Origin of the sequence: Escherichia sp. E2748, from assembly GCF_005781125.1 — a bacterium.
In the GTDB taxonomy this organism is placed as follows: Bacteria; Pseudomonadota; Gammaproteobacteria; order Enterobacterales; family Enterobacteriaceae; genus Escherichia.
Genome location: NZ_VATP01000017.1, coordinates 52,897 through 75,103, shown reverse-complemented (window position 1 = coordinate 75,103; position 22,207 = coordinate 52,897). Strand labels below are relative to the sequence as shown.

The 22,207-nt window shown below is 48.6% G+C and carries 16 protein-coding genes; 9 read left to right on the top strand and 7 right to left on the bottom strand.

Features of this window, described 5'->3' with window-relative positions; genetic code table 11:
- Positions 1–22: 22 nt before the first annotated feature.
- From yijE to metF, 3 genes are all read right to left on the bottom strand, one after another.
- Positions 23–928 carry a cystine transporter YijE gene (gene yijE, locus FEK42_RS14650; protein WP_130206576.1) on the bottom strand — a complete coding sequence of 302 codons (906 nt, stop codon included), beginning with the start codon at positions 926–928 and terminating at the stop codon, positions 23–25.
- A 93-nt stretch (positions 929–1,021) separates the two neighbouring features.
- Positions 1,022–3,202, bottom strand: coding sequence for a catalase/peroxidase HPI (gene katG, locus FEK42_RS14645; protein ID WP_138211874.1), 2,181 nt, complete (start codon positions 3,200–3,202; stop codon positions 1,022–1,024).
- 339 nt (positions 3,203–3,541) lie between these two features.
- Positions 3,542–4,432: a methylenetetrahydrofolate reductase gene (gene metF, locus FEK42_RS14640; RefSeq protein WP_130258331.1), complete on the bottom strand. Its 891-nt coding sequence runs from the start codon at positions 4,430–4,432 to the stop codon at positions 3,542–3,544.
- Positions 4,433–4,930: 498 nt separating this feature from the next.
- Here metF and FEK42_RS14635 point away from each other — a divergent pair, with 498 nt between their 5' ends.
- Both FEK42_RS14635 and malI read left to right on the top strand, forming a co-directional pair.
- Entirely contained in the window at positions 4,931–6,430 is a 1,500-nt protein-coding gene (locus FEK42_RS14635) for a PTS transporter subunit EIIC (protein WP_135493218.1), read from the top strand.
- 87 nt (positions 6,431–6,517) lie between these two features.
- Positions 6,518–7,534: a Mal regulon transcriptional regulator MalI gene (gene malI / locus FEK42_RS14630; protein WP_135493217.1), complete on the top strand. Its 1,017-nt coding sequence runs from the start codon at positions 6,518–6,520 to the stop codon at positions 7,532–7,534.
- A gap of 73 nt (positions 7,535–7,607) precedes the next feature.
- Here malI and FEK42_RS14625 read toward each other — a convergent pair whose 3' ends face one another.
- Positions 7,608–9,161 carry a bifunctional UDP-sugar hydrolase/5'-nucleotidase gene (locus FEK42_RS14625; RefSeq protein ID WP_135493216.1) on the bottom strand — a complete coding sequence of 518 codons (1,554 nt, stop codon included), beginning with the start codon at positions 9,159–9,161 and terminating at the stop codon, positions 7,608–7,610.
- A gap of 132 nt (positions 9,162–9,293) precedes the next feature.
- Between FEK42_RS14625 and FEK42_RS14620 the strand changes: the two genes are divergently transcribed.
- Positions 9,294–10,424 carry a cytoplasmic protein gene (locus FEK42_RS14620; protein WP_138211873.1) on the top strand — a complete coding sequence of 377 codons (1,131 nt, stop codon included), beginning with the start codon at positions 9,294–9,296 and terminating at the stop codon, positions 10,422–10,424.
- Here FEK42_RS14620 and metL read toward each other — a convergent pair.
- Together metL and metB are read right to left on the bottom strand one after the other, a co-directional pair.
- Complete coding sequence (metL, locus tag FEK42_RS14615; protein WP_135493215.1) at positions 10,388–12,820, bottom strand: bifunctional aspartate kinase/homoserine dehydrogenase II; 2,433 nt, start codon at positions 12,818–12,820, stop codon at positions 10,388–10,390. The two genes, FEK42_RS14620 and metL, sit on opposite strands and share 37 nt — an antisense overlap.
- Positions 12,821–12,822: 2 nt before the next feature.
- The gene (gene metB / locus FEK42_RS14610) at positions 12,823–13,983 is read right to left on the bottom strand and encodes a cystathionine gamma-synthase (RefSeq protein WP_131161573.1); all 1,161 of its coding nucleotides are present in this window, start codon (positions 13,981–13,983) and stop codon (positions 12,823–12,825) included.
- 276 nt (positions 13,984–14,259) lie between these two features.
- Here metB and metJ point away from each other — a divergent pair, with 276 nt between their 5' ends.
- Complete coding sequence (metJ, locus tag FEK42_RS14605; protein WP_000852812.1) at positions 14,260–14,577, top strand: met regulon transcriptional regulator MetJ; 318 nt, start codon at positions 14,260–14,262, stop codon at positions 14,575–14,577.
- A 59-nt stretch (positions 14,578–14,636) separates the two neighbouring features.
- Positions 14,637–15,245, top strand: coding sequence for a YiiX family permuted papain-like enzyme (locus FEK42_RS14600; RefSeq protein ID WP_135493214.1), 609 nt, complete (start codon positions 14,637–14,639; stop codon positions 15,243–15,245).
- A gap of 163 nt (positions 15,246–15,408) precedes the next feature.
- Here the strand turns inward: FEK42_RS14600 and FEK42_RS14595 are convergent, their stop codons facing one another.
- Positions 15,409–16,794 carry an MFS transporter gene (locus FEK42_RS14595; RefSeq protein WP_135493213.1) on the bottom strand — a complete coding sequence of 462 codons (1,386 nt, stop codon included), beginning with the start codon at positions 16,792–16,794 and terminating at the stop codon, positions 15,409–15,411.
- Positions 16,795–17,183: 389 nt separating this feature from the next.
- Here FEK42_RS14595 and FEK42_RS14590 point away from each other — a divergent pair, with 389 nt between their 5' ends.
- The 4 genes from FEK42_RS14590 (at position 17,184) to FEK42_RS14575 (ending at position 22,127) form a co-directional block, all read left to right on the top strand.
- Positions 17,184–17,525, top strand: a complete 342-nt coding sequence (locus FEK42_RS14590) for a hypothetical protein (protein WP_138211872.1) — start codon at positions 17,184–17,186, stop codon at positions 17,523–17,525.
- A gap of 140 nt (positions 17,526–17,665) precedes the next feature.
- A complete protein-coding gene (locus tag FEK42_RS14585) occupies positions 17,666–18,898 on the top strand; it encodes an ABC transporter substrate-binding protein (protein ID WP_135493211.1) in 1,233 nt (410 codons plus the stop codon).
- Entirely contained in the window at positions 18,895–20,862 is a 1,968-nt protein-coding gene (locus FEK42_RS14580) for an ATP-binding protein (RefSeq protein ID WP_135493210.1), read from the top strand. The genes FEK42_RS14585 and FEK42_RS14580 overlap by 4 nt, the downstream gene beginning before the upstream one ends.
- A 2-nt stretch (positions 20,863–20,864) precedes the next feature.
- Positions 20,865–22,127: a sigma-54 dependent transcriptional regulator gene (locus tag FEK42_RS14575; protein ID WP_135493209.1), complete on the top strand. Its 1,263-nt coding sequence runs from the start codon at positions 20,865–20,867 to the stop codon at positions 22,125–22,127.
- Positions 22,128–22,207 lie beyond the last annotated feature (80 nt).

Below are 22,207 nucleotides of genomic sequence, written 5' to 3'. Positions count from 1 at the left end.
CTCGCCCCACGTGTAGAAAAATTCAGATCCTTTTTACACTGACGGCTTCTTTTTTCTTACGGCTCACCAGCGCCAATGCCAGCACAATCAGCACAATACCGCTACCTTCAACCGCACCAGGATTCTCACCGAGCAGCCACCAGGAAAAGAGTACGCCGCAAACGGGAACGGCCAGTGTGCTTAAGCTGGCAATACTGGCAGGCAAGTTTTTCAATACAAACAACCATAAGCTCCACGCCAGCGCCGTCGCCAGAATGGCACTGTAGGCCAGCGCCCAGAACACGGTGGGCTGCCAGTCAATTTCACGTTGCGGCACCAGCCAGGCGACTACGCTCATCACCAGCGCCGCATACAGCATCTGCCAGGATGTTAACGACAATAAATCCACGCGCGGATGACGGGCGTAAAGGCGTTTAGCGACAATGGCACTCGCCCCCCAACTGACGCCGGAGAGGATCGCCAGCATGGCGCTTTTCATCGAAGAGAAATCGAGTTGCCACGGCTGCAACACCAAAAATAAACCGAAAGCGGCAATCAGAATCGCGAAATATTGCCCGCGTCGCAGGCGTTCACCGAGAAACAACGCGGCGAAAATCACCACCCAGAACGGCATGGTATAGCTCAGGATCGCCACCTTCCCCGCTCCGCCGCTGACCAGCGCCCACTGCGCCAGACCAACCATCCCGCAGGTTTGTAGCAGGGCAATGGCTAAGGTGTATTTAAACGGCGTCGGGCGCATTCCGCGACCACGTAACAAAAGAACGATGAATAAAACGAGAGCGCCGAAAATGCAGCGTAAGGCGGTGAAGTCGAAGGCACCGATGTAGCTGGTGACTTGCTTCATGAAAATCCAGCTATAACTCCAGATAAGTGTGAGCGCAACCAGGCCACTGATTGCCAGTGGGTTGCTCTTTCCTGCGGCAGACATGAGAGATCCAGTGTGTAGTTTTCCTGTGGACACTATACGCCGGTAAAGAAACTTCAGCGACTGCCTGAAAGGCAGTCGCTGAAGAAGGTCAGATTACAGCAGGTCGAAACGGTCGAGGTTCATCACTTTCACCCATGCTGCCACGAAGTCTTTAACAAATTTCTCGTGGGCATCGCTGCTGGCGTAAACTTCTGCCAGTGCACGCAGAACGGAGTTAGAACCAAATACCAGGTCCGCACGGCTGGCGGTGTATTTCACTTCACCCGTTTCACGATCACGGCCTTCGAACAGCTCTTTCGATTCGTCGGTCGCTTTCCACTCGTAGCGCATATCCAGCAAGTTCACAAAGAAGTCATTGCTCAATACGCCCACACGGTCAGTGAAGACACCGTTTTTGCTGCCATCGAAGTTGGCGCCCAGCACACGCATCCCGCCCACCAGCACAGTCATTTCTGGTGCAGTCAGCGTCAGTTGCTGCGCTTTATCGATCAGCAGTGATTCAGTGGTAGCCTCGCCCAACGCAGCGCGATAGTTACGGAAACCATCAGCAACAGGTTTGAGCAGCTCGAACATCTCGATATCCGTCTGATCCTGACGTGCATCTACGCGACCTGGCGTGAACGGAACACTGATGCTGATACCCGCAGCACTCGCCGCTTTTTCGACACCAACAACACCGGCGAGAACAATAATGTCAGCGAGTGAAGCCGTGTGTGAGGATTTATAGATCCCCTCCAGCACCGGCAATGCGCGTGCTGCTGCGGCATTAACCTCCCAGTCGCGCTGCGGAGCTAATGCCAGACGCGCACCGTTGGCACCGCCACGTTTATCCCCACCGCGGAAGGTGGAGGCAGAAGCCCAGGCAACAGAAACCAGCTCGCTCACAGAGAGACCAGACTCAGCAATCGCCGTCTTCAGGTTAAGGATATCTTCCTCGCTCGGGTTGAAGAACGCATGTGGCAGCGGATCTTGCCAGATCAGATCTTCTTTCGGCACTTCCGGTCCGATGTAACGAGATTTCGGCCCCATATCCCTGTGCGTCAGTTTGAACCACGCACGGGCAAAGGCTTCGTTGAACGCTTGCGGATCGTCAAGGAAGCGACGTGAAATCTTCTCAAACTCTGGATCAAAACGCAGCGTCAGGTCAGTGACCAGCATCGTCGGCTTACGTTTCTTCGACGGATCGAACGGATCCGGGATAATTTCCGGTGCATCTACGGCTTCAAACTGGATGGCGCCTGCCGGGCTACGAGTCTGTACCCACTCATATTTGAACAGGTTTTCGAAGAAATAGTTGCTCCACTGGGTCGGCGTCTGGGTCCAGACCACTTCCAGACCTGACGTAATGGCATCGGCACCGACACCGGAACCAAAATCACTTTTCCAGCCTAAGCCCTGGTTTTCGATCGGGGCCGCTTCTGGATCAGGACCTACGTGCGTTGCCGGGCCTGCGCCGTGAGTTTTACCTAACGTATGACCACCCGCGATCAGCGCAACGGTTTCTTCGTCGTTCATCCCCATATTGCCAAATGTCGCGCGAATAGCTGCAGCCGCAGAAAGCGGTTCGCCGCTGGCATTTGGTCCTTCCGGGTTAACGTAAATCAGCCCCATTTCGGTTGCTGCTAATGGGCGTTTTGCCAGTTCTTCCGGGTTACGGTGGGCAAGCCAGGTTTTTTCATCACCCCAGTTTACGTCGAGATCCGGTTCCCAGACGTCTTCACGACCGGCACCAAAACCGAAGGTACGGAAACCGGAGTTTTCCAGCGCCACGTTACCCGCGAGGATAAACAGGTCGGCCCAGGAGATTTTCTGACCATATTTTTGTTTGATTGGCCACAACAGACGACGCGCTTTATCCAGGCTGACGTTATCCGGCCAGGAGTTGAGCGGTGCAAAACGTTGCTGACCACGACCCGCGCCGCCGCGACCATCGATTGAACGGTAAGTCCCCGCGCCGTGCCAGGCCATACGAATAAACAGACCAGCGTAGCTGCCCCAGTCTGCTGGCCACCACGGTTGAGACTCTGTCAGCAGATCTTTCAGATCTTTTTTCAGGCCGTAGTAATCTAGCTTGCTAAATTCTTTGCGGTAGTCGAAGTCCTCACCCAGTGGGTTAGAACGGTTAGAATGTTGGTTTAACAGGTCAACACGGAGTTGTTTTGGCCACCAGTCATGAGTGGTTGTTCCCGCACCGGCGCTCTGGTCATGACCGCCATGATGGAACGGGCATTTTCCGGCTGCTGTTGTGTTATGGATATCGTCTGACGTGCTCATCAATATACTCCCTCTACAGTGTTACCCTTACGATACACAGCGTTAGAGAGAAGTTATAATTGAATTAATCCACGGATGCGATAGTTGGGATCTTACATATCATTAGTTAAAGAGATGTAGATCAAATTGATCTTAAATAAGCTTTTTGATTATGTCCGATTACGGACAAATACCTTATAAAAAAGGGTTTTATCCCTGTTTTCTCTCTGTTCTTTTAAGGAATGAAGGAGAAAAAGCGAGTCAATAGTTTTACTTGTCTGCCCCCTCGCTTCGAGGAGGCATTTTGTGCTTTGTTTTAATTTTGTGATCACCGTGTGATTTTTACAGAAACCAAAGCACTTATAAACCAGGTCGGACACCCAATGTGTGGCAAATCGCGTAACTCATTTCAGCGCGGTTAAGCGTATAGAAGTGGAAATCTTTCACTCCTTCACGGCTTAAAATCTTCACCATATCCATCGCAATATTCGCGCCCACCAGCTTGCGGGTTTCGGCGTCGTCATCCAGACCATCAAACATTTGCGCCATCCACGCCGGAATGCGTACGTTGGTCATGTCAGCAAATTTCTTCGCCTGTTTAAAGTTAGAGACGGGCAAAATGCCAGGAATAATTTCCACATCGATACCCGCCGAAACGCAGCGATCACGAAAACGCAGGTAGCTTTCGACATCAAAGAAGAATTGGGTAATCGCGCGATTGGCGCCGGCGTCCACTTTGCGTTTCAGGTTAAGCAAATCCGCCTGGGCGCTTTTCGCTTCCGGATGCACCTCCGGATACGCCGCCACGGAGATATCGAAATCCGCGACGTCTTTTAACAACGTCACCAGGTCAGAGGCATACATTTCCGGCTTACCGCTTCCCGGCGGCAGGTCGCCACGCAGCGCCACGATATGGCGAATACCGTTATTCCAATAGTCGCGGGCGATGGTCCGCAGCTCGGCAGGCGTCGCATCAATGCAGGTAAGATGCGGCGCCGCTTCCAGACCGGTGCGATCTTTAATGCCTTTAATAATGCTGTGCGTGCGGTCGCGCTCACCGGAGTTTGCGCCATAGGTCACCGATACAAACTTCGGTTTCAGACTGCTGAGGCGATCGATGGAGTTCCACAGGGTCTGCTCCATTTCACTGGTACGCGGCGGGAAAAATTCGAACGAAACATTAATCTGCCCCTGGACTTCGGCCAGGCTCTGATTCAGGGCATCCCGCTGGCTGGCGTGAAAAAAGCTCATACCTTACCTCATCAATCGCTTGTAGTTATATGTTGTGTTGTGAACATCTATCCATTTAGACGTCCAGATGTAAAGATGAAGGAAAAGCCGAGGGGCGTCAACCGAAAAATGCCCCATGATGGTGAGGAATAATCAGGGAAGATGAATTTTCTTCATTTGAATGTGAGGGTAAATGGGTTCTCTCACATTATCGCGCGCGAAGTAATGAATAAACGGATAAGCCATCGGCTTCAAATTTATTTAAATAAGAGTTAATTAATATGCTCGTCTGTGTTAGCTGGACACTTATTTAAATAAAACAAATAGATACCATAATTTGCATTCAATACTGCATGTTTATTATTTGAACTACTTCAAACTATTAACAATTTCTCCAAAATTATGTTGCAGAGCAATTATGCATCCCCCACGATAAGTAGAACGTTCTACTAGAACGTTCTACTTATACAAAAAAAGACTAATTCGCGCAGATTTATGCGCTATTCGGGGGAAATCAGCATGAATCTGATGTCGAGTTTCGTGAAGTCACTTTCTAAATTGTCGATGATTGGTCGCGCCCTAATGCTGCCAATTTCGCTTCTGCCTGCCGCTGGGTTGTTACTGGCGTTTGGAGATAAATTCCATTTGCCGTTGATGATGAATGCAGGCGGCATTATTTTTGATAACTTGCCGATGCTTTTTGCTATCGGTTCCGCCGTAGGGCTGGCTTCTGAATCAGGAATTGCGGCGTTATCCGCAGCCGTTTCCGTTTTTGTCACCAATATCACCATCAGCACCGTACTTAGCATCACGCCAGAAATGGCCGGGCAAGGCGGCAAATACGCGATGGTGGTGGGGATCCCCACATTGCAAATGGGCGTTTTTGGCGGCCTGATATGCGGGATCCTGGCGGCGTGGTGTTACAACCGTTTTCATACCATGCAATTGCCAGAATTCCTTGGTTTTTTCTCCGGGAAACGCTTTGTCGCTATCGCGACGGCTTTTCTCTCCTTCATTCTTGGCCTGTTACTACCCTATGTCTGGCAACACATTCAGTCAGGAATCGATGCATTATCGGTTATCGTTAAGGGTAACAACCAGGCAGCATCGACCTTTATTTTTGGTGTAACTGAACGAGCGCTCATTCCGCTTGGCTTGCACCACATCTGGTATCCGTCGTTTTGGTATTCTTTTGGGGATTACACTACCCATGCCGGGCAAATGATTCACGGCGATCAGACGATTTGGTTCAAGATGTTGGAAGAAGGGGTGAAATCATTTAGCAGCGACAGTTATCATGACGCCGGTAAATTTATGCAAGGCGAATTCCCCCTGATGCTGTTTGCCCTGCCTGCGGCGTGCCTGGCGATGTACCATGAAGCGCACACAAAGAATAAGAAAATTGCCGCCGGTATTCTGTTCTCTGCCGCATTAACCTGTTTTCTGACCGGTATTACAGAACCCGTTGAATTTACATTTATCTTTGTCGCCCCTGTGCTGTATGTCTTCAATGCCATCATGGCGGGCCTTTCCTATATGGCGATGTATCTGCTGCATGCACATATTGCCAAATCCTTCTCTGCGGGGCTGATTGACTATATTTCGTTTGGCATCCTGCCATCCTTTAACGGCTATGAAACCAACTTCCTGAGCGCCATTATCGTCGGCGTGCCAATGGCGGTGATCTACTACTTCACCTTCCGCTTTGTTATTCGTCGTTTTGATGTGAAAACGCCTGGTCGTACTGAAACTACGGTTAGCGCTAATGATAAAACCGATGACGAGCTGGCAACAGAAATCATCACGCTGCTTGGCGGTCAGCAAAACATTAAATCGGTAGGCTCCTGCATCACGCGTTTACGTCTGGAAGTCTCTGATAAAGAAGCGGTGGATCAGGATGGTCTAAATAATATTGGCGCCCGTGGCGTGGTTTTTGTTGGCGATAACGGCATTCAGGTCATTTTTGGCGCGCGAGCGCAATTTATCGCGCAAACCATGTCGACGATGATCGGTAAATAGCCTTAAGATTACTCGATGTCAGAGGTTCTGGTCCCTGACCAGAACCTTCTTGCTATTTAAAGAATCAACGTTGTTCAGGGAGTGAGTTTGAAGAAAGTCAGCATAATTGATGTTGCCAAAAGAGCCGGAGTTTCCGTCTCTACCGTGTCGCTAGTGCTGCGCCAGAAAGGGAAAATCTCAGAGGCGACCATCGGGAAAGTTCATGCTGCTATTGACGAACTGGGCTACGTGCATAATGTTGCCGCCGCCAATTTACGTTCCCACACGTCAAATCTTATCGGACTGATTTTACGTGATTTTAGCGATAGCTTTTCCATCAAAGTGATGGCCAGTATTGTTCAGGAACTGGAAGCCAGGGGCTATATGGTATTCCTTGGGCAACCACAGAACGCACATGAACATCTTGAACGTTGTTTACTTTCCTTCAAGCAACAAGGTGTTGCCGGAGTGATTTATCTGGCTTCCGATGCGCATCGTGAAACCCTCCCCACGCTAATCCGCCAGTGTTCGCTTCCCCTTGTTGTCGCATCACAAACGCCTATCAAAGATGAGTGCAACCTGGTGTTGCGTGACAACCAGCAGGCAGCAAGTCTTGCCACACGTTATTTAATTGAGCGCGGCCATCGTTACATTGCCTATCTCGGTGGCAGAGAAAGTGATCTTATCCGTCAGCAGCGACTGGTTGGTTTTCGCCAGACCCTGGCAAAATTTGGCATTGCTTGTCGTGACGAGTTCACGCCAGCCTGTGACGGTGACACCTGGGCTGCCAGCATGGCAACGCGCCAGTTGCTGGAAAATAACAACGCCATTACCGCCCTGCTCTGCCATTCGCCCGAGGCCATGATTGGCAGCATCAACGGCATACATCAGGTGGGGCGTACCGTCGGGAAAGACGTCTTTCTGACCCAGCAGGTAGCGCTAATTGGTTTTGAAGATATGCTGCATATCAACCTGACCTCTCCTGTTTTCACCTATGTATCTTCCGCCAGTGAAGAAACCGGACGCCAGGCAGCGACCCTGATGATTCGCAAATTAAAAGACCCGGATTTGCAAACCCAAAGAATTGCGCTTTCCGGGCAACTGGTGGTGCGGGAATCGGCGTAATACACATGCCGAATGAGATGTACGTCGATATCGTCATCCGGCAATAAGGTGTAAACCAACTCAATGCGTATGATTACTTGATATCTTTCACACGCATACCGTTGAGCTGTTCATCCGTGATGGTGTTACCCGCTTTGAAGTAATCAACCACGGCGTGATAAACGTAATAACCGCCCGTTGTGTTGCGCGCTTTCCCCTCGGTAAAGGCGCTAAAACCATCTCCACCATCAGCAAGGAAACTCTGGGTGGCAATAGAATAAACCGTTGCATCTTCAATCGGTTTACCATTCAGAGTCAGTGAGATAACCCGCTGACCAACCGGCTTGCTGCTGTCGTACTTCATTTCCAGGCCTTTCGATACCTGTAAAACGCCATTACTTAAACTTGCGCCGTGTTCCATCAAACTGCGTAATTGTTTACCCGTGAGTTCCATCGTCACCAGTTCGTTGGGGAACGGGAAGGTACTGATGACGCCGCCCATCGTAATCGCCCCTGCGGGGATCTCATTGCGGATACCGCCAGAGTTGGTTAAGGCTATTTGGGTGTTTTTACCTGCCGCTGCCAGTAAAGCGTCAGCCGCCAGGTTCCCGAGGGAAGCCGATTCACCATAGGCACGTTTTAATTCAATCGGCGATTGCGCCACCGTTTGTTGCACCACTTCATCCAGCTTTTTATTCCAGCCGTCGATCACCTGTTTTGTTTGCGGATCGGGCTTCCACTCGTCGGCGTAAATGGTTTTAAGCTCGAAGTTTTTCACCGTAAAATCATGCGGCTTCTCTTTGTAGTCGAGAACCAGTTTGCCCACATCAATCCCGCCGCTGTCAGTAGAGAGGATGAGCGTATTGCCGACTTTAATCGGTTCCGGCGTACCCACATGTGCATGTCCGGTGATCAAAATATCCAGTCCTTTGACCTGACTTGCCGTCTGAATATCTTTATCCAGCGCGCGACGCACATCTGTGCCTCCCATACTGGACTGGCGGGCCGGAACACCTTCGTGGATCAGGGCGACGGTCAAATCAACCTTGCCTTTGAGTTCATCGATATAACGTTGTAGCCATTTAATTTCATCGCGCGCCTCAATACCCACTCGCGTGGCAGCGGATACCGTGTCATTAAAGGCAAATACTCCGTGCAAACCTATAACGCCTATTTTCACACCGTCTTTTTCGATGATGGTATAGGGCTTATCCCAGAATGATTTACTGCTGTTCTGATAAAAAACATTGCCCTGCACAATCGGGAATTTTGCCTGACTCAACTGTAATAATGTGTTGTCCCAGCCGTGGTCAAATTCATGGTTGCCTATTGTGGCGACATCAAATGGCATAGTATTCATAATATCGATAATAGCTTTGCCTTTGGTCAGGCTGCTGATATAGGGCCCGGTAAAATAGTCACCTGCATCAAAAAACCATGTCGCTTTATTTTTTGCTTTTTCTTGTTTAACCAGCGTAGTGATATTTGCCCAGCCGCCAATATCTCGTTTACCGTCAGCGATCCATGGCACTTTATAAGGCTCTACATGTGCATGGAGATCGTTGGTATAAATGATAGTGACATCTTTGGCGCAAGCCCAGAACGGCAGTGTTAATGCAATACCCGCAGCAAGCATTTTAATTTTCATAAATAGTCCCTTTCAGTGATTTAAAGGCTTGTTACATTACGTTCTGAAAGAGTTATTTATGTGAGAGTAATCACATCCACAAGGGAGCGTTGCCGGACAAAATCAACGACCTTGTGAAATCGTTGGTGATATATGTCGACTCTGTTTACGATTAATGCCTGCAAGTCGTTTGGTTGCCGTAATTTAGGACGGTCAACATCGACAGATTACAGCTGGCCTGACTATCGACTGGGTTATGCAGCATTGCACTGCCGGGCATGTGGAAGCTATCCACCGTTGTTTGACGAACAACAATTTCGTGACTGGTTGACAGTTCACTTATCTACGTGGGCCTCGGAGAAGGGGCATTTCTGCCCGGTATGTTATGGCACAGAGACAATTTGTTATGGTCACAATCCACAGGGTTCGCAACGCATTCAATGCCGTAACTGCAAAAAAGTCTGGACACCTAAACAATATCAGAAAGAAATAACGCCTCCCGAAATAATCGAAACGGTTGCTCTTCTGGTGCCATTTCAGGGGGGTAGCAGTGGGCAGAGACTGTATGTTTTAATGAGTTTTGATGCTCTTCGCGGTAATATTCTTCATCTTTCTACTAATTATACGCAGCATCAAGCTGGAGAAAGTCTGCATTATCGATACAGAGGAAATGCAGAACCAGAGTTACACGACAATAATATTGTACAACGCGTTGATATACGCGAAGCACAATTTCTACGCCGCAGTCAGTTTGATGAAATTCAGTATGGCAGTGCAGCGCTCAAGCGCAATGCTAAAGGCGCTATTCTGCGTCCTGTTATCACAGCGCACGGGCATTTCAGGGTACTGAATATTCTATTCCCGACAGTTAAAACACAGGTTATTTCACACGAGTGTTTTTTAAGAGGCGCCATTATTACGGTTTGGGCTGATCTGTTTCGCCAACAGCAAGGTGAAATTTGGTTTATTGAAGAGGAAATAACTGACTGTACCGAAAATACGTCCTGGAGTTTTCAGGGAACAACTTATCACGGCTGGTGGAAAAATCAGTGGCAACTCTGGGTTCAGGGAAAAAATCGTAAAATGGTATGTGCATTAACGGGCGGAAATAACAGCAAAGCTGAAATGCTCTCATTAGCAACCAGCAGACATTTTATCCACTGGCTACATAAACAGGCAGAATTTACTCACAGCGCCCCGCTTTCCGCAGGGCGCGTAACGAAAATACTGCTTTCTCTGGCTCAGGATTACAACAACTGCGCCAGTCGGTTGATATCCGACTGAATCGCCCCGGCGGTGACGTCGCGCCCTGCGCCAGGCCCACGGATCACCAGCGGATTATCGCGATACCAGCGGCTTTCGATGGCAAAGACGTTATCGCACGGCAGCAATGATGCCAGCGGATGGTCTTCACGTACCGCTTCCACGCCTACACGCGCTTTGCCGTTGGCATCGAAACGCGCTACGTAGCGCAGCACCAGCCCCATTTCACGGGCAGCTTCCAGCCGTTGCACCATCTGCTCGTTAAGTTCATCGCCATTTTCAAAGAAGTGGTCGATGCTGCCGCCTTCGCAATGGGCAGGCACCAGCGACTCCACGCGTACCTGATCCGGTTCGATGTTGTAACCTGCCTCACGCGCCAGAATCACCAGCTTGCGCATCACGTCTTTGCCAGAGAGATCGTCACGCGGGTCAGGCTCGGTTAAGCCCTGCTGCCAGGCCTGATCCACCAGCTCGGTAAACGGCACGCTACCGTCGAATTGCAGGAACAGCCAGGAGAGCGTGCCGGAGAAGATCCCGCTGATCGACAAAATAGTATCGCCGCTGTCGATCAGATCGCGCACGGTATGGTTGATCGGCAAGCCCGCACCGACGGTGGCATTGTACAGCCAGTGACGCCCGGTTTTTTCGAAGGCGTCGTGGATCTGGCGATATTTATTGCTGTCGCTGGCTCCCGCCAGTTTGTTGGCACTGATGACGTGGAAACCGTGGCTGGCGAAATCGAGATATTGATCAGCAAGCTGCTGGCTGGCAGTAACATCCAGCACCACTAAATCATCATACGGATGGGCACGCATCCACAGGAACAACGACTCTTCATCCTGCTCGACTGCTTCATCGTTGAAGAAGGCTAACGCGCGGCTGGCGTCCAGCCCGTCGTAGCTCAACAGGCTGCGACGGCTGTCCACCACGCCTGCCAGCACAAATTCAAAGCCGGTACGCGCCGAAAGCGTGCTCTGCTCGCGGGCGAACAGTTCCAGCCAGCGGGAGCCGATATTGCCCTTGCCGAACAGCACCAGGCCGATGCGTTTTTCTGCACGGAAGACGGACTGATGCAGCCCCTGAATCAGGCTTTCGGTTGGTCCGGTGCGCAGTACTGCCACCAGGCTGATGCCGTCATCCGACTGCCAGGTAAACTCGACCGGCTGGCCTTTCAGTTGCTGCCAGAAGCGGTGGCAATGCAGCGGGTTGCGGGTGACACCCGCCCCAACCATCGCCACCAGTGCCAGCCCCTGACGCAGGCGCAGTTCGCCGGGTAATCCCGCTTCGTCGAGGATTTTCAGCGCACTGTCAGCGACTTCTGCGGTGTAGCAAAATTGCAGCAACTGGCGATCGTTATGCACGCCAACCGCCAGTGGGCGCACCTGAGCACGTTTCAGGATCTGGTCGATCTCTTTATGCGCCAGTTTGAAATCCTGGCTGGTAGGCACCTGAAACTCAATCAAACAGACATCATCGTGGCTGGTGACAATACGCGCGCCAGTACCGGAAGCCAGCACGCGTTCAATGCGTGTGGAGCCTTGATCCGGCGTGTAGCTACAGCGCAGCTGCAGGTCGATTTCGCTACCGGATACTGGCTGTAAAGTACGGGCGTGAAGAACGGGAGCCGCCAGACGCGCCAGTTCGCTGGCTTCATCCAGACGCAGCAACGGCAGCAGACAGGCATCTTTCACTTTACGCGGGTCGGCGCTATATACCCCGGCGACGTCGCTCCAGATGGTTACACGAGAAACGCCCGCCAGCGCACCGATTTGTGTCGCGGAATAGTCGGAACCGTTACGCCCCAGCAGCACCGTTTCACCAGCGTTGTTACGGCTGATAAACCCAGTCACCACCAGACGTTTGCCCGGATGTTGTACCAGTAGCTGTTGCAGCAACGGATAAGAAAGCCCTTCATCAACCTGCGGTTGTGCGGCGCGTTCGGCGCGTAAAAACTCGCGGGCATCAAGCCATGCCGCTGGCAGCCCTTGTTGATTAAGCACCGCAGACATTAAGCGTGCTGACCACACTTCCCCGTGGCCCACCACTTCTGCATACACCGCGTCGTTAATACCGCTGTCGAGCAGCGCGGCCAGACGCTCCAGATCGCTGACAAAGGCGCTAATGAGGCTATCGGCTTCTTCGGCGGGTAACAAGCCGCTAATCAGATCGCACTGATAACGACGCAACGTTTGTTGAACCTGATGCGCAGAGAGACGATCGGTCTGGCTTAGTTTCAACCAGTTAATCAACTGGTTAGTGGTGCTACCGGCGGCGGAAACCACCATCATATCGTCGGGCTGGGAGTACTCAGCCATAATGCCCGCGACACGCAAATAACACTTCACATCAGCCAGACTACTGCCACCAAATTTATGCAGTTGACGACCTTTCGCCCCTGCCTGCGCAATCACACTCATTTTTACCCCTTGTTTGCAGCCCGGAAGCCATTTTCCAGGTCGGCAATTAAATCTTCGCCATCTTCAATACCGGTGGAGATACGCAGCAGCGTCTCGGAGATCCCGGCGGCAGCACGCGCTTCTGGCGCCATGCCTGCATGTGTCATGGTTGCGGCGTGAGAGATTAAACTTTCCACTCCCCCTAACGATTCCGCCAGCGTAAATAACGACAGCCCGCCCAGGAAACGACGCAGCGTCTGCTCATCGCCATCCAGTTCAAAACTCAACATTGCGCCAAAGCCTTTTTGCTGGCGCGCGGCAATTTCATGCCCCTGATTTTCCGGCAGCGACGGGTGATACAGTTTTTTCACCAACGGCTGGGTTTGCAGATATTTCACAATCGCCTGCGCGTTGCGCTGGGCCAGCTCCATACGCGGCACCAGCGTTCGCAACCCGCGCAGCAGCAGATAGCTATCAAACGCGCCGCCCGTCACGCCAATATTGTTTGCCCACCAGGCCAGTTCGGTGACAACGTCCGGGTCTTTAGCAATCACCACGCCGGCCACCACGTCAGAGTGACCGTTCAGATATTTCGTACATGAATGCAACACCAGATCGGCACCCAATGCCAGCGGATTTTGCAATGCCGGGCTTAAGAAGGTGTTATCCACCACGCTCACCGCCCCGACTTCCCTTGCCAGATGGCAGATTTTCGCAATATCCACGACGCGTAACAATGGATTACTTGGGCTTTCTACCAGCACCAGTTTAGGTTTTTCCGCCAGTGCCGCCTGCAATGACTGCTCATCACCTTGATCAACAAATAGCACGCGATAACAGCCGCGTTTTGCCAGGCTGTCAAACAGGCGATAGCTGCCGCCGTAGCAGTCGTGCGGTGCAACCAGCAAATCGCCAGGTTTCAAAAAGACGGTAGTGACCAGGTGGATCGCTGACATCCCGGTATTTGTAAGTACCGCGCCAGCACCGCCTTCCAGTTCCGCCAGCGCCCGCTGAACCACATCGCGCGTTGGGTTGCCGCGACGCGAGTAATCATGCGCGCGCGGCTCGTTAAATCCGGTAAAGTTATAGGTGCTGGAAAGATGGATTGGAGGGACAACGCAACCATACTGTTCGTCGTCATTTAACCCACTACGCACTGCGATGGTGGCCTGTTTACGCGTCATGTGATGAAGTTCCCTGGGCTTTGTCGGTGAAATGTCAGGCACCAGAGTAAACATTGTGTTAATGGACGTCAATACATCTGGACATCTAAACTTCTTTGCGTATAGATTGAGCAATTCCCCAATAACCGTTAAAATTACATGCATTATCACGCCGACAGGTGCATTACACGATGTCACGGTAGCGCCTGTACGGTAAACTATGCGGGTTTATGGCCATTACCCACATTAATTGTGTGGTCTGGTTTCAATTTATTGACGAAGAGGATTAAGTATCTCATGGCTGAATGGAGCGGCGAATATATCAGCCCATACGCTGAGCACGGCAAGAAGAGTGAACAAGTCAAAAAGATTACGGTTTCCATTCCTCTTAAGGTGTTAAAAATCCTCACCGATGAACGCACGCGTCGTCAGGTGAACAACCTGCGTCACGCTACCAACAGCGAACTGCTGTGCGAAGCGTTTCTGCATGCCTTTACCGGGCAACCTCTGCCGGATGATGCCGACCTGCGTAAAGAGCGCAGCGACGAAATTCCGGAAGCGGCAAAAGAGATCATGCGTGAGATGGGGATTAACCCGGAGACGTGGGAATACTAATGCTGAAAAAAGCGGCCTGGCATTAACCAGCCGCTTTTTTTATACATGGACGTTTAACTATGAAAAACAGGCTGCTGATCCTCAGCCTGCTGGTTTCTGTACCTGCCTTTGCCTGGCAACCACAAACCGGCGACATCATCTTTCAGATCTCTCGCTCATCGCAAAGTAAAGCGATCCAACTGGCAACTCATTCCGATTACAGCCACACCGGTATGCTGGTGATACGCAACAAAAAGCCCTACGTTTTTGAAGCGGTCGGCCCGGTGAAATACACCCCCCTCAAGCAGTGGATCGCCCACGGTGAAGATGGCAAATACATTGTTCGCCGCGTTGAAGGCGGACTGAATACCGAACAACAGCAAAAACTGGCGCAAACGGCAAAACGTTATCTCGGCAAACCGTATGACTTTAGCTTCTCGTGGAGCGATGATCGTCAGTACTGCTCGGAAGTCGTTTGGAAGGTTTATCAGAACGCGCTGGGAATGCGCATAGGTGAACAGCAAAAGCTGAAAGAATTCGATCTTAGCAACCCGCTGGTCCAGGGAAAGCTTAAAGAACGATACGGTAAAAATATCCCGCTTGAGGAAACGGTGGTTTCGCCACAAGCCCTGTTCGATGCGCCACAACTCACTACCGTCGCCAAAGAGTGGCCGCTGTTTTCGTGGTAATGGATTACTGTGAACACGGCTGGCGTTCCCGCCGCAAACGTTAATCGCGTTTTGCCATAACTCGAAATGCGCTTTACGCAACCAAACGGGTACGAAATCGATGATGAAAGGCAATTGTGCGGAGTAGCGAGTGGGCCAATCACATCGTGACTGGCCCTAAAACTTAGCTTTTTTGGGTCTGAAGCTCTGGTTGATACGTCTCAGCATCATTTTGACGTTGTTTTTCCATAGCGATCGCACCAAAGTGCGTTAACGTACAGAAAATGATGCAACAGATAACACCAGCAAGCAGAAGATAAAAACCACCATCCCAACCAACCTCATCGACCATAATACCAAACAGGCTTGTACCAAGCGTCGCTCCAAGAATATAGCTCATGAAACCACGCAAACCGACAGCGGAGCCCACGGCAAAACTGGGAACAATTTCCATTGTCTGAACAGAAGCCAGGAACTGCGGAACATAGATAAGGCAGCCTACACAAGCCGCGAAAATAGTAATAGAGAGTAGAGAATCGCTTTTCCAGTAGCCCAACAGGCAGAAGAAAATCAATACCATACTGATAATAGCTGGTGGCATACGGCGACCATGAAATAATTTATCACTCAACCAGCCAGCAAATAATGTCGTTGGAATCGCTGCCCATTCGAAGATTAAAAATGCCGTACTCATTTCGGTCTTCGTAAAATGCTTCACACTTAACAGGTAAATAGGTAACCAGCTGATAATTCCGAAACGCACCATATAGACAAAAACATCAACGAAAGAGACAAACCATGCATTCTTATTTTTAAGCACGTAGGTACAAAAAATTTGCCAGGCCGTCATATCTTCCGGCGCACGATCATCTTTTGCTTTAATGCTGATGTCGTCCGGAACGATTTCGTTTAATGGCGGCAAACCTTCACTTACCGGTGAACCTTTACCTGACATCAGTACCACGATAGCAATGACAACAGAGACAATCGCTGGAATAACATATGTTGCTATTTTCCAGTGTTCAGTGCCCAGTACGGCAAATGCGCCGCCGACAATCGGAGCAACAATACCACCACCCACGTTGTGCGAAATATTCCAGACCGCGCCGACAATGCCCCGTTCTTTACGAGGAAACCAGTTGGCGATCGTAATAAACGACGGGCCAACACCCATTCCCTGAAAGAAGCCATTTAAAATGACCAGCCCCGCAAACATCCAGAACGCGAAACTAAAACCAAGTGCCACGTTAACGAGAGCACAAAGTATTAAACCCACTGCCATATATACTTTAGGATTAGCTTTATCCGCCAGACTGCTCATTATCCCTTTACTAATACCGTAGGCTATCAGCATACAACTGCTTAACAGCCCTATTTGCGTCGCAGAAAGATTAAGCTCTTGTTTTAAATACGGTGTAGAGAGAACAAAGTTATTCCTGACAATGTAATACGAAAGATAACCGATAAATACGCTGAATAACGCCTGCATACGGTAACGATTATAGGTACTTTTCACTTCACTTTCAGGAACCTTATGTGTTGCCACTTTAGGTTTCAATAAAGAAAGCATATATCACCTTCCAGTTCATAGTGTTGTTTAATCAAATAATAATATTCATAGCAATGCTCATTACTACTCTCTGAAGAGTATTTAAAAAGCCTTTGCTTAGTGAGTTTTGAAGATAGTGAAGCAAGAGAGTTTAAGTTACAATACAGGGCAAATGAGTCAAAACTGACTCAAAAAAACAAATTCAATGTTCCATTTCTTTCCCATATTTGATTTTGGAAAATGCAACATGGTTATTATTTAAACCTTAACGGGTTACAACAGGCCCAATTTAAAAAAAATTAGTTTTATTAAAATTTTCATTTTTTGAGTTCAATCACATATTTTGCTTCTATAATCGGGATCATTGAAGGTACTTGTTCTTGTTATGCCAGAGAACCATGCTGCACAACATGAAAACCTTCATCACCGCACAACAAAAAGCAGAGTCTGAACACCTTCAGGATATCCGTCGTAACACGCTGATTTGCACTCAAATTAAGGCCTTTTTTATGGTTTCTGAAGACTGGAACTCCGTCATGATTACTGAGACGCTAAGTCTGCATCAGGCCACCGCAGATGACCCTATTTACGATAGTGCTTGTTATTACCATCCTCAACGAGTAAAAAAATGGGATGAAGCCGCCAATAACAAATTTCATTTTTTACTGCTATACAGTCAGAACCTGAATCTGAGAGCGAAAATGTGGAAATTAATTAATGCGCATTTCCGTAACAGTCACTTGCGGATATAGTAATGCTGGTTGCTTGCCGAATTAATGATAATTTACAAATACAAAAACACATGGCTTGAAGTTCGTTGCTTATGTTAACTAATGGATAACAACATGGATTACAGCCCAGGAATTTATCTCTTATTAATGGGATTTTTGACATGATTCGCATTATACAAAGAGCGCTAATCTGTTGGATTTTATATATCAGCGTTGCCTCAGCGCATGAATTAGTGATTGCTACAACGCTTTCTTCGGAAGCGACAGAGCACATTATCAGTCAATGGCAAAAGCAACCACAGGCAACCAAAATCCGTACGCTCAACCGAACCAGTGCATCTATTGAGCGCCTGCTGGAAAATCCATTGGGTGAAAATATTGATCTGGTACTGAGTTCATCCCCGATGTTGCTACAGCGGTTACAAAGTAAAAATCTGCTCCAGCCATTTAATAATCAAATAGAAACAAGTAGAAAGTTAGTACCGGAATCCATTCGTTCAACCACCGTTGCTGTTGCCATATCGGGCTACGGCATTCTTATCAATGTGGCGCATCTGGAAGACAAAAAAGAGCCTGTGCCAACGTCATGGCAGGAATTAAGTAAGTCGCGTTATCAAGGAACGCTATTAATGAGCAGTCCTTCTCGTTCAGATACTACTCATCTGATGATTGAAGATCTCCTGCAACAACAAGGATGGAGTAGCGGTTGGAGTACACTACTGAAAATAGGCGGTAATCTCGCCACCATTTCATCACGTAGCTTCGGCGTAGCAAATAAGATCAGTACAGGACTGGGGGACGCTGGTCCGGTAATCGACAATTACGCTAACGTACTGCTTAATAATTCAACTTTACGTTTCAGCTATTTCCCCAACTCGCGCGCAGCGCCTATGTTTATTGCCATTACAGAAGGCAGTAATCATCCACAAGAGGCGGGACGTTTTATTGATTTCTTGTTGAGTCAGGAAGGCCAGCAAGCACTGAGCGATTCTGATTCAGGGAAGTATCCGGTATATCCTCTGCCCTCCGGCACTCCACTCGCTGACCAACAAATGCGGTTATTTGCATCTCCTTCGCTTGATTATCCGTTGATCATGCAACGCCAAAAGCTTGTGCAATTGTTATTTGATTATGCGATTACTTTTCGCCTTACCGAGCTTCAGAAAAGCTGGAAAGCATTATATGCCGCAGAACATCGACTTAAGCGGACATTGCCAGAGGTGCGCGCACTATTAACCGCGGTTCCCGTTACTCCGCAACAGTCTGTTAATCCTACATATCTACAGCAATTCGAACTGCAATCAGGTTTTCGTGAAGCCCAGATTATGGCATGGCAGCAGTTTTTCCTGCAGCAGCAGCAATTAGTGAATACGCAACTTGAGTCATTAAAGTGAAACAACTACATACTATCGGGACGAGCTTGCGTCTCGCCTTTGTTTTTAGTGCCGTTCTTACGCTATTCGTTAGTGTAGTTAGCCTTTATTCCTGGCATGAGCAAAATTCCCAGGTTCGCTACGCACTTGACGATTATTTCCCACGAATTCAGGCTTCATTTCTTTTTGAAGAAAATCTCACGGCATTGGTAAATGAATTCAATGAGCTACAACAGACAACCAACACCGATAGCCGCCTTCAGGTAAGAGAGCAAATTGAACAACGACTACAAAAAATTCAGTCAATTAATCCCCATCTTGATTCAGTACATCAAAGTGCGCTTAACCAACAGGTCGCCAGTAGTCGCAAATTGCTGAGTAATCTCGATAAAGCATTAAATGAACATAATAAGGAAAACGGAAAACTCGACGTTATATCGTCAAGAGTTAACTGGTTGCATGACGATTTCAATAATGAACTCAACTCCCTGACTCAGGATTTAAGTTGGCAACAATCATCATTGCTCAATCAACTCAGCCAACGGAAAGATCTTCACGAAAACCAGGGGTTGCAAAATGCACTGCAATCTATTCAAAACGAGTTGCAGCTCGTTTTCGAACTCTCACATATAGAAACTGAAATCGTCAGTACCTTAAAGGAGATGCTTAACACGCATAACAATGATACCGAGTCGTTAAGACAACATATTCAATACCTGGATTTTTTGAAGCATAGCATTGACGAAAATGTGCGGTCGTTAGCTTCTTATTCCAGCACTATTACATTACACCAGACAGTTTATTCCCTGTGGGAACTGGGTACACAGCAAAATTATCTACCCGGAACTCTGGCCGCCTGGCGGCAGGCTCAACAGACCCTTATGAATACCATCAGGGATAAAGAGCGTGTATTTACGCAAATACGCGGTCAATTAGAAACGCAACTGGGTAATAGCCATCAACAGCTACAAACTTTCAATCTGCGATTAGAAAAAATAATGCAAATTAGTGGACTACTGATTTTTGCCGCTATGGTGACGGCCTTACTGTTCGTTATTCTGGTGAATTACTTCTACATTCGGCCAAGAATGATCCGCCGTTTTCGCTTACTGAATGATGCCGTCGTCAAATTAAGTAACGGTGAACTCGATGCAGATATTCCAGTCTCCGGCAATGATGAGCTTGGTAGAATTGCCAACCTACTCCGCCAGACGATAGCGCAAATTAATCAGCAGCAACGTCAACTGGGGCAGGAAATCTGTGATCGAATCGCGACAGAAAAAAATCTGCGAACAGCACAAAGTGAATTGATCCAAACCGCCAAACTGGCCGTAGTCGGGCAGACAATGACAACACTGGCACATGAAATCAATCAACCGCTTAATGCATTATCTATGTACCTGTTCAGCGCCAATCGCGCTATAGAGCAACAAGACGCTGGTTTGGCGAAAAACTATATCGTTACGATGCGATCGCTGGTTGAGCGCATGGATAATATCGTTAAACGACTGCGAAACTTCGCCCGCCGCCGCGATGGTGAACTCGTAGGTGGAGCAATTAATTTACAGCAGGTAATTTATTCATCCTGGGAGCTTCTGGCATTGAAACATCGGCCACTGAAAGCATCTCTTCACTACCCGGATAATTTTCCTGCCGTTTATGGCGACGATGTTTTGATTCAACAAGTTTTAGTTAATTTATTTACGAATGCCCTGGAAGCCAGTCAGGAAAAACCGCCCACAATAACCATTAACTTTGAAGAAGAAGACACCACGTTAACGCTCTATATTGCTGATAATGGAAAAGGCTGGCCAGTGCTTCTGGCTGATCGACTATTAACACCGTTTACGACTGACAAAGCTGTAGGTTTAGGTATTGGTCTTTCGATTAGTCATTCTATTATGCGTCAGTGCCAGGGAGAGCTATATATCGCGTCTACCCTCGACCGCCATGCGTTGGTTATTCTATGTTTCAGGAAACTTTAAGCATGACAGATACAACTCCAACAATACTGCTCATTGATGACGACAATGATGTTCTGCAAGCCTACAGTTCTCTCTTACAGCAAGAGGGTTATGCCGTATGTACCTGTAGCAATCCTTCAGAAGCGCTGCAATTGCTGCAAGATACCTGGGAAGGAATCGTGGTATGCGACGTTTGTATGCCGGATATTTCAGGCATTATGCTGCTGGAAAAAATAATGCTGATTGATCCTAATCTTCCCATTCTGATGATCACCGGCCACGGCGATGTCCCAATGGCCGTTGAAGCGGTAAAAAAAGGAGCGTGGGATTTCCTGCAAAAACCGATCAATCCGGAACAATTTTTATCGCTTATCGAAAAAGCGCTGGCAGAGCGTGAAGATTATCTGGAACAAAAAAAATGGCGACGAGCGCAATTTAATCGGCACTTAATTGGTAACAGTGGCTGGGTTCGTCAGACGCGTCAGCAGCTTGAAACTCTGGCAGAAACCGATCTTCCCGTCTGTTTTTACGGCGAACCTGGAACCGGCAGAACATTAGCCGCCCATTATCTTCACCAATTTAGTTCTCGCAAGGAAAGGCCTTTAATTGAACGCATACTCAGCGCTAATAGTCAGCAACCGCTGGAAAAATGGGTGGAAGAAGCCAAAGGTGGCACGCTGTTATTAAAAGAACTTGAATATTTAACGCAAGAAAATCAGCGTCTCTTGATTCAACTCCAGGAACGCCCACAGGATCGATCGTTTCGTCTGATTGTTGTTAATCAAAGCCCTCTGGCTGCACTTGCCGCCACACAAAAAATTATTCCCGCATTGTATTTTCTTTTTTCACTTACCCACATCGAATGCCCACCGCTAAGTCAACGCCCGGGGGATATTGAGCCTATTTTTCACCATTATCTGACTCTCACCTGTAAACGATTAAACCGCCAACAACCGCTGCTGGGAAAAACGTTTTATAAACGACTGATGGCGCGAACCTGGCCCGGTAATATCATTGAATTAATAAATGCAGCAGAATTGGTGGCTGTGGGTGTTTTAATGCTGGACGATTCAGTCAGTTTGCAGATGATGGATGCTGATCCAACACCACTTGATGAACGTGTTGAAAGCTATGAAAGACAAATAATTATTGATGCACTCAACTTCTTCCAGGGACGTATCAACGACGTTGCCGATTACTTTCAGATCCCCAGAAAAAAGCTGTATTTGCGCATGAAAAAATACGGTATTGATAAAATGGATTTTCGCGATGTAAAGGAAAGATAACAATCCAATACGTTATCCTGCTAATGAAAGTTTTCAGGCACAAAAAAAGCGCCGTTCGGCGCTTTTTTCGGAAATCCGGT

What these genes read in the sequence shown, in the direction of transcription:
- FEK42_RS14575 (WP_135493209.1), top strand. Translation starts at nt 20,865, where the DNA reads ATGACAGATACAACTCCAACAATACTGCTCATTGATGACGACAATGAT.
- FEK42_RS14595 (WP_135493213.1), bottom strand. Translation starts at nt 16,794, where the DNA reads ATGCTTTCTTTATTGAAACCTAAAGTGGCAACACATAAGGTTCCTGAA.
- FEK42_RS14600 (WP_135493214.1), top strand. Translation starts at nt 14,637, where the DNA reads ATGAAAAACAGGCTGCTGATCCTCAGCCTGCTGGTTTCTGTACCTGCC.
- katG (WP_138211874.1), bottom strand. Translation starts at nt 3,202, where the DNA reads ATGAGCACGTCAGACGATATCCATAACACAACAGCAGCCGGAAAATGC.
- FEK42_RS14585 (WP_135493211.1), top strand. Translation starts at nt 17,666, where the DNA reads ATGATTCGCATTATACAAAGAGCGCTAATCTGTTGGATTTTATATATC.
- metF (WP_130258331.1), bottom strand. Translation starts at nt 4,432, where the DNA reads ATGAGCTTTTTTCACGCCAGCCAGCGGGATGCCCTGAATCAGAGCCTG.
- FEK42_RS14620 (WP_138211873.1), top strand. Translation starts at nt 9,294, where the DNA reads ATGTCGACTCTGTTTACGATTAATGCCTGCAAGTCGTTTGGTTGCCGT.
- yijE (WP_130206576.1), bottom strand. Translation starts at nt 928, where the DNA reads ATGTCTGCCGCAGGAAAGAGCAACCCACTGGCAATCAGTGGCCTGGTT.
- metJ (WP_000852812.1), top strand. Translation starts at nt 14,260, where the DNA reads ATGGCTGAATGGAGCGGCGAATATATCAGCCCATACGCTGAGCACGGC.
- FEK42_RS14590 (WP_138211872.1), top strand. Translation starts at nt 17,184, where the DNA reads ATGAAAACCTTCATCACCGCACAACAAAAAGCAGAGTCTGAACACCTT.
- FEK42_RS14635 (WP_135493218.1), top strand. Translation starts at nt 4,931, where the DNA reads ATGAATCTGATGTCGAGTTTCGTGAAGTCACTTTCTAAATTGTCGATG.
- FEK42_RS14625 (WP_135493216.1), bottom strand. Translation starts at nt 9,161, where the DNA reads ATGAAAATTAAAATGCTTGCTGCGGGTATTGCATTAACACTGCCGTTC.
- metL (WP_135493215.1), bottom strand. Translation starts at nt 12,820, where the DNA reads ATGAGTGTGATTGCGCAGGCAGGGGCGAAAGGTCGTCAACTGCATAAA.
- metB (WP_131161573.1), bottom strand. Translation starts at nt 13,983, where the DNA reads ATGACGCGTAAACAGGCCACCATCGCAGTGCGTAGTGGGTTAAATGAC.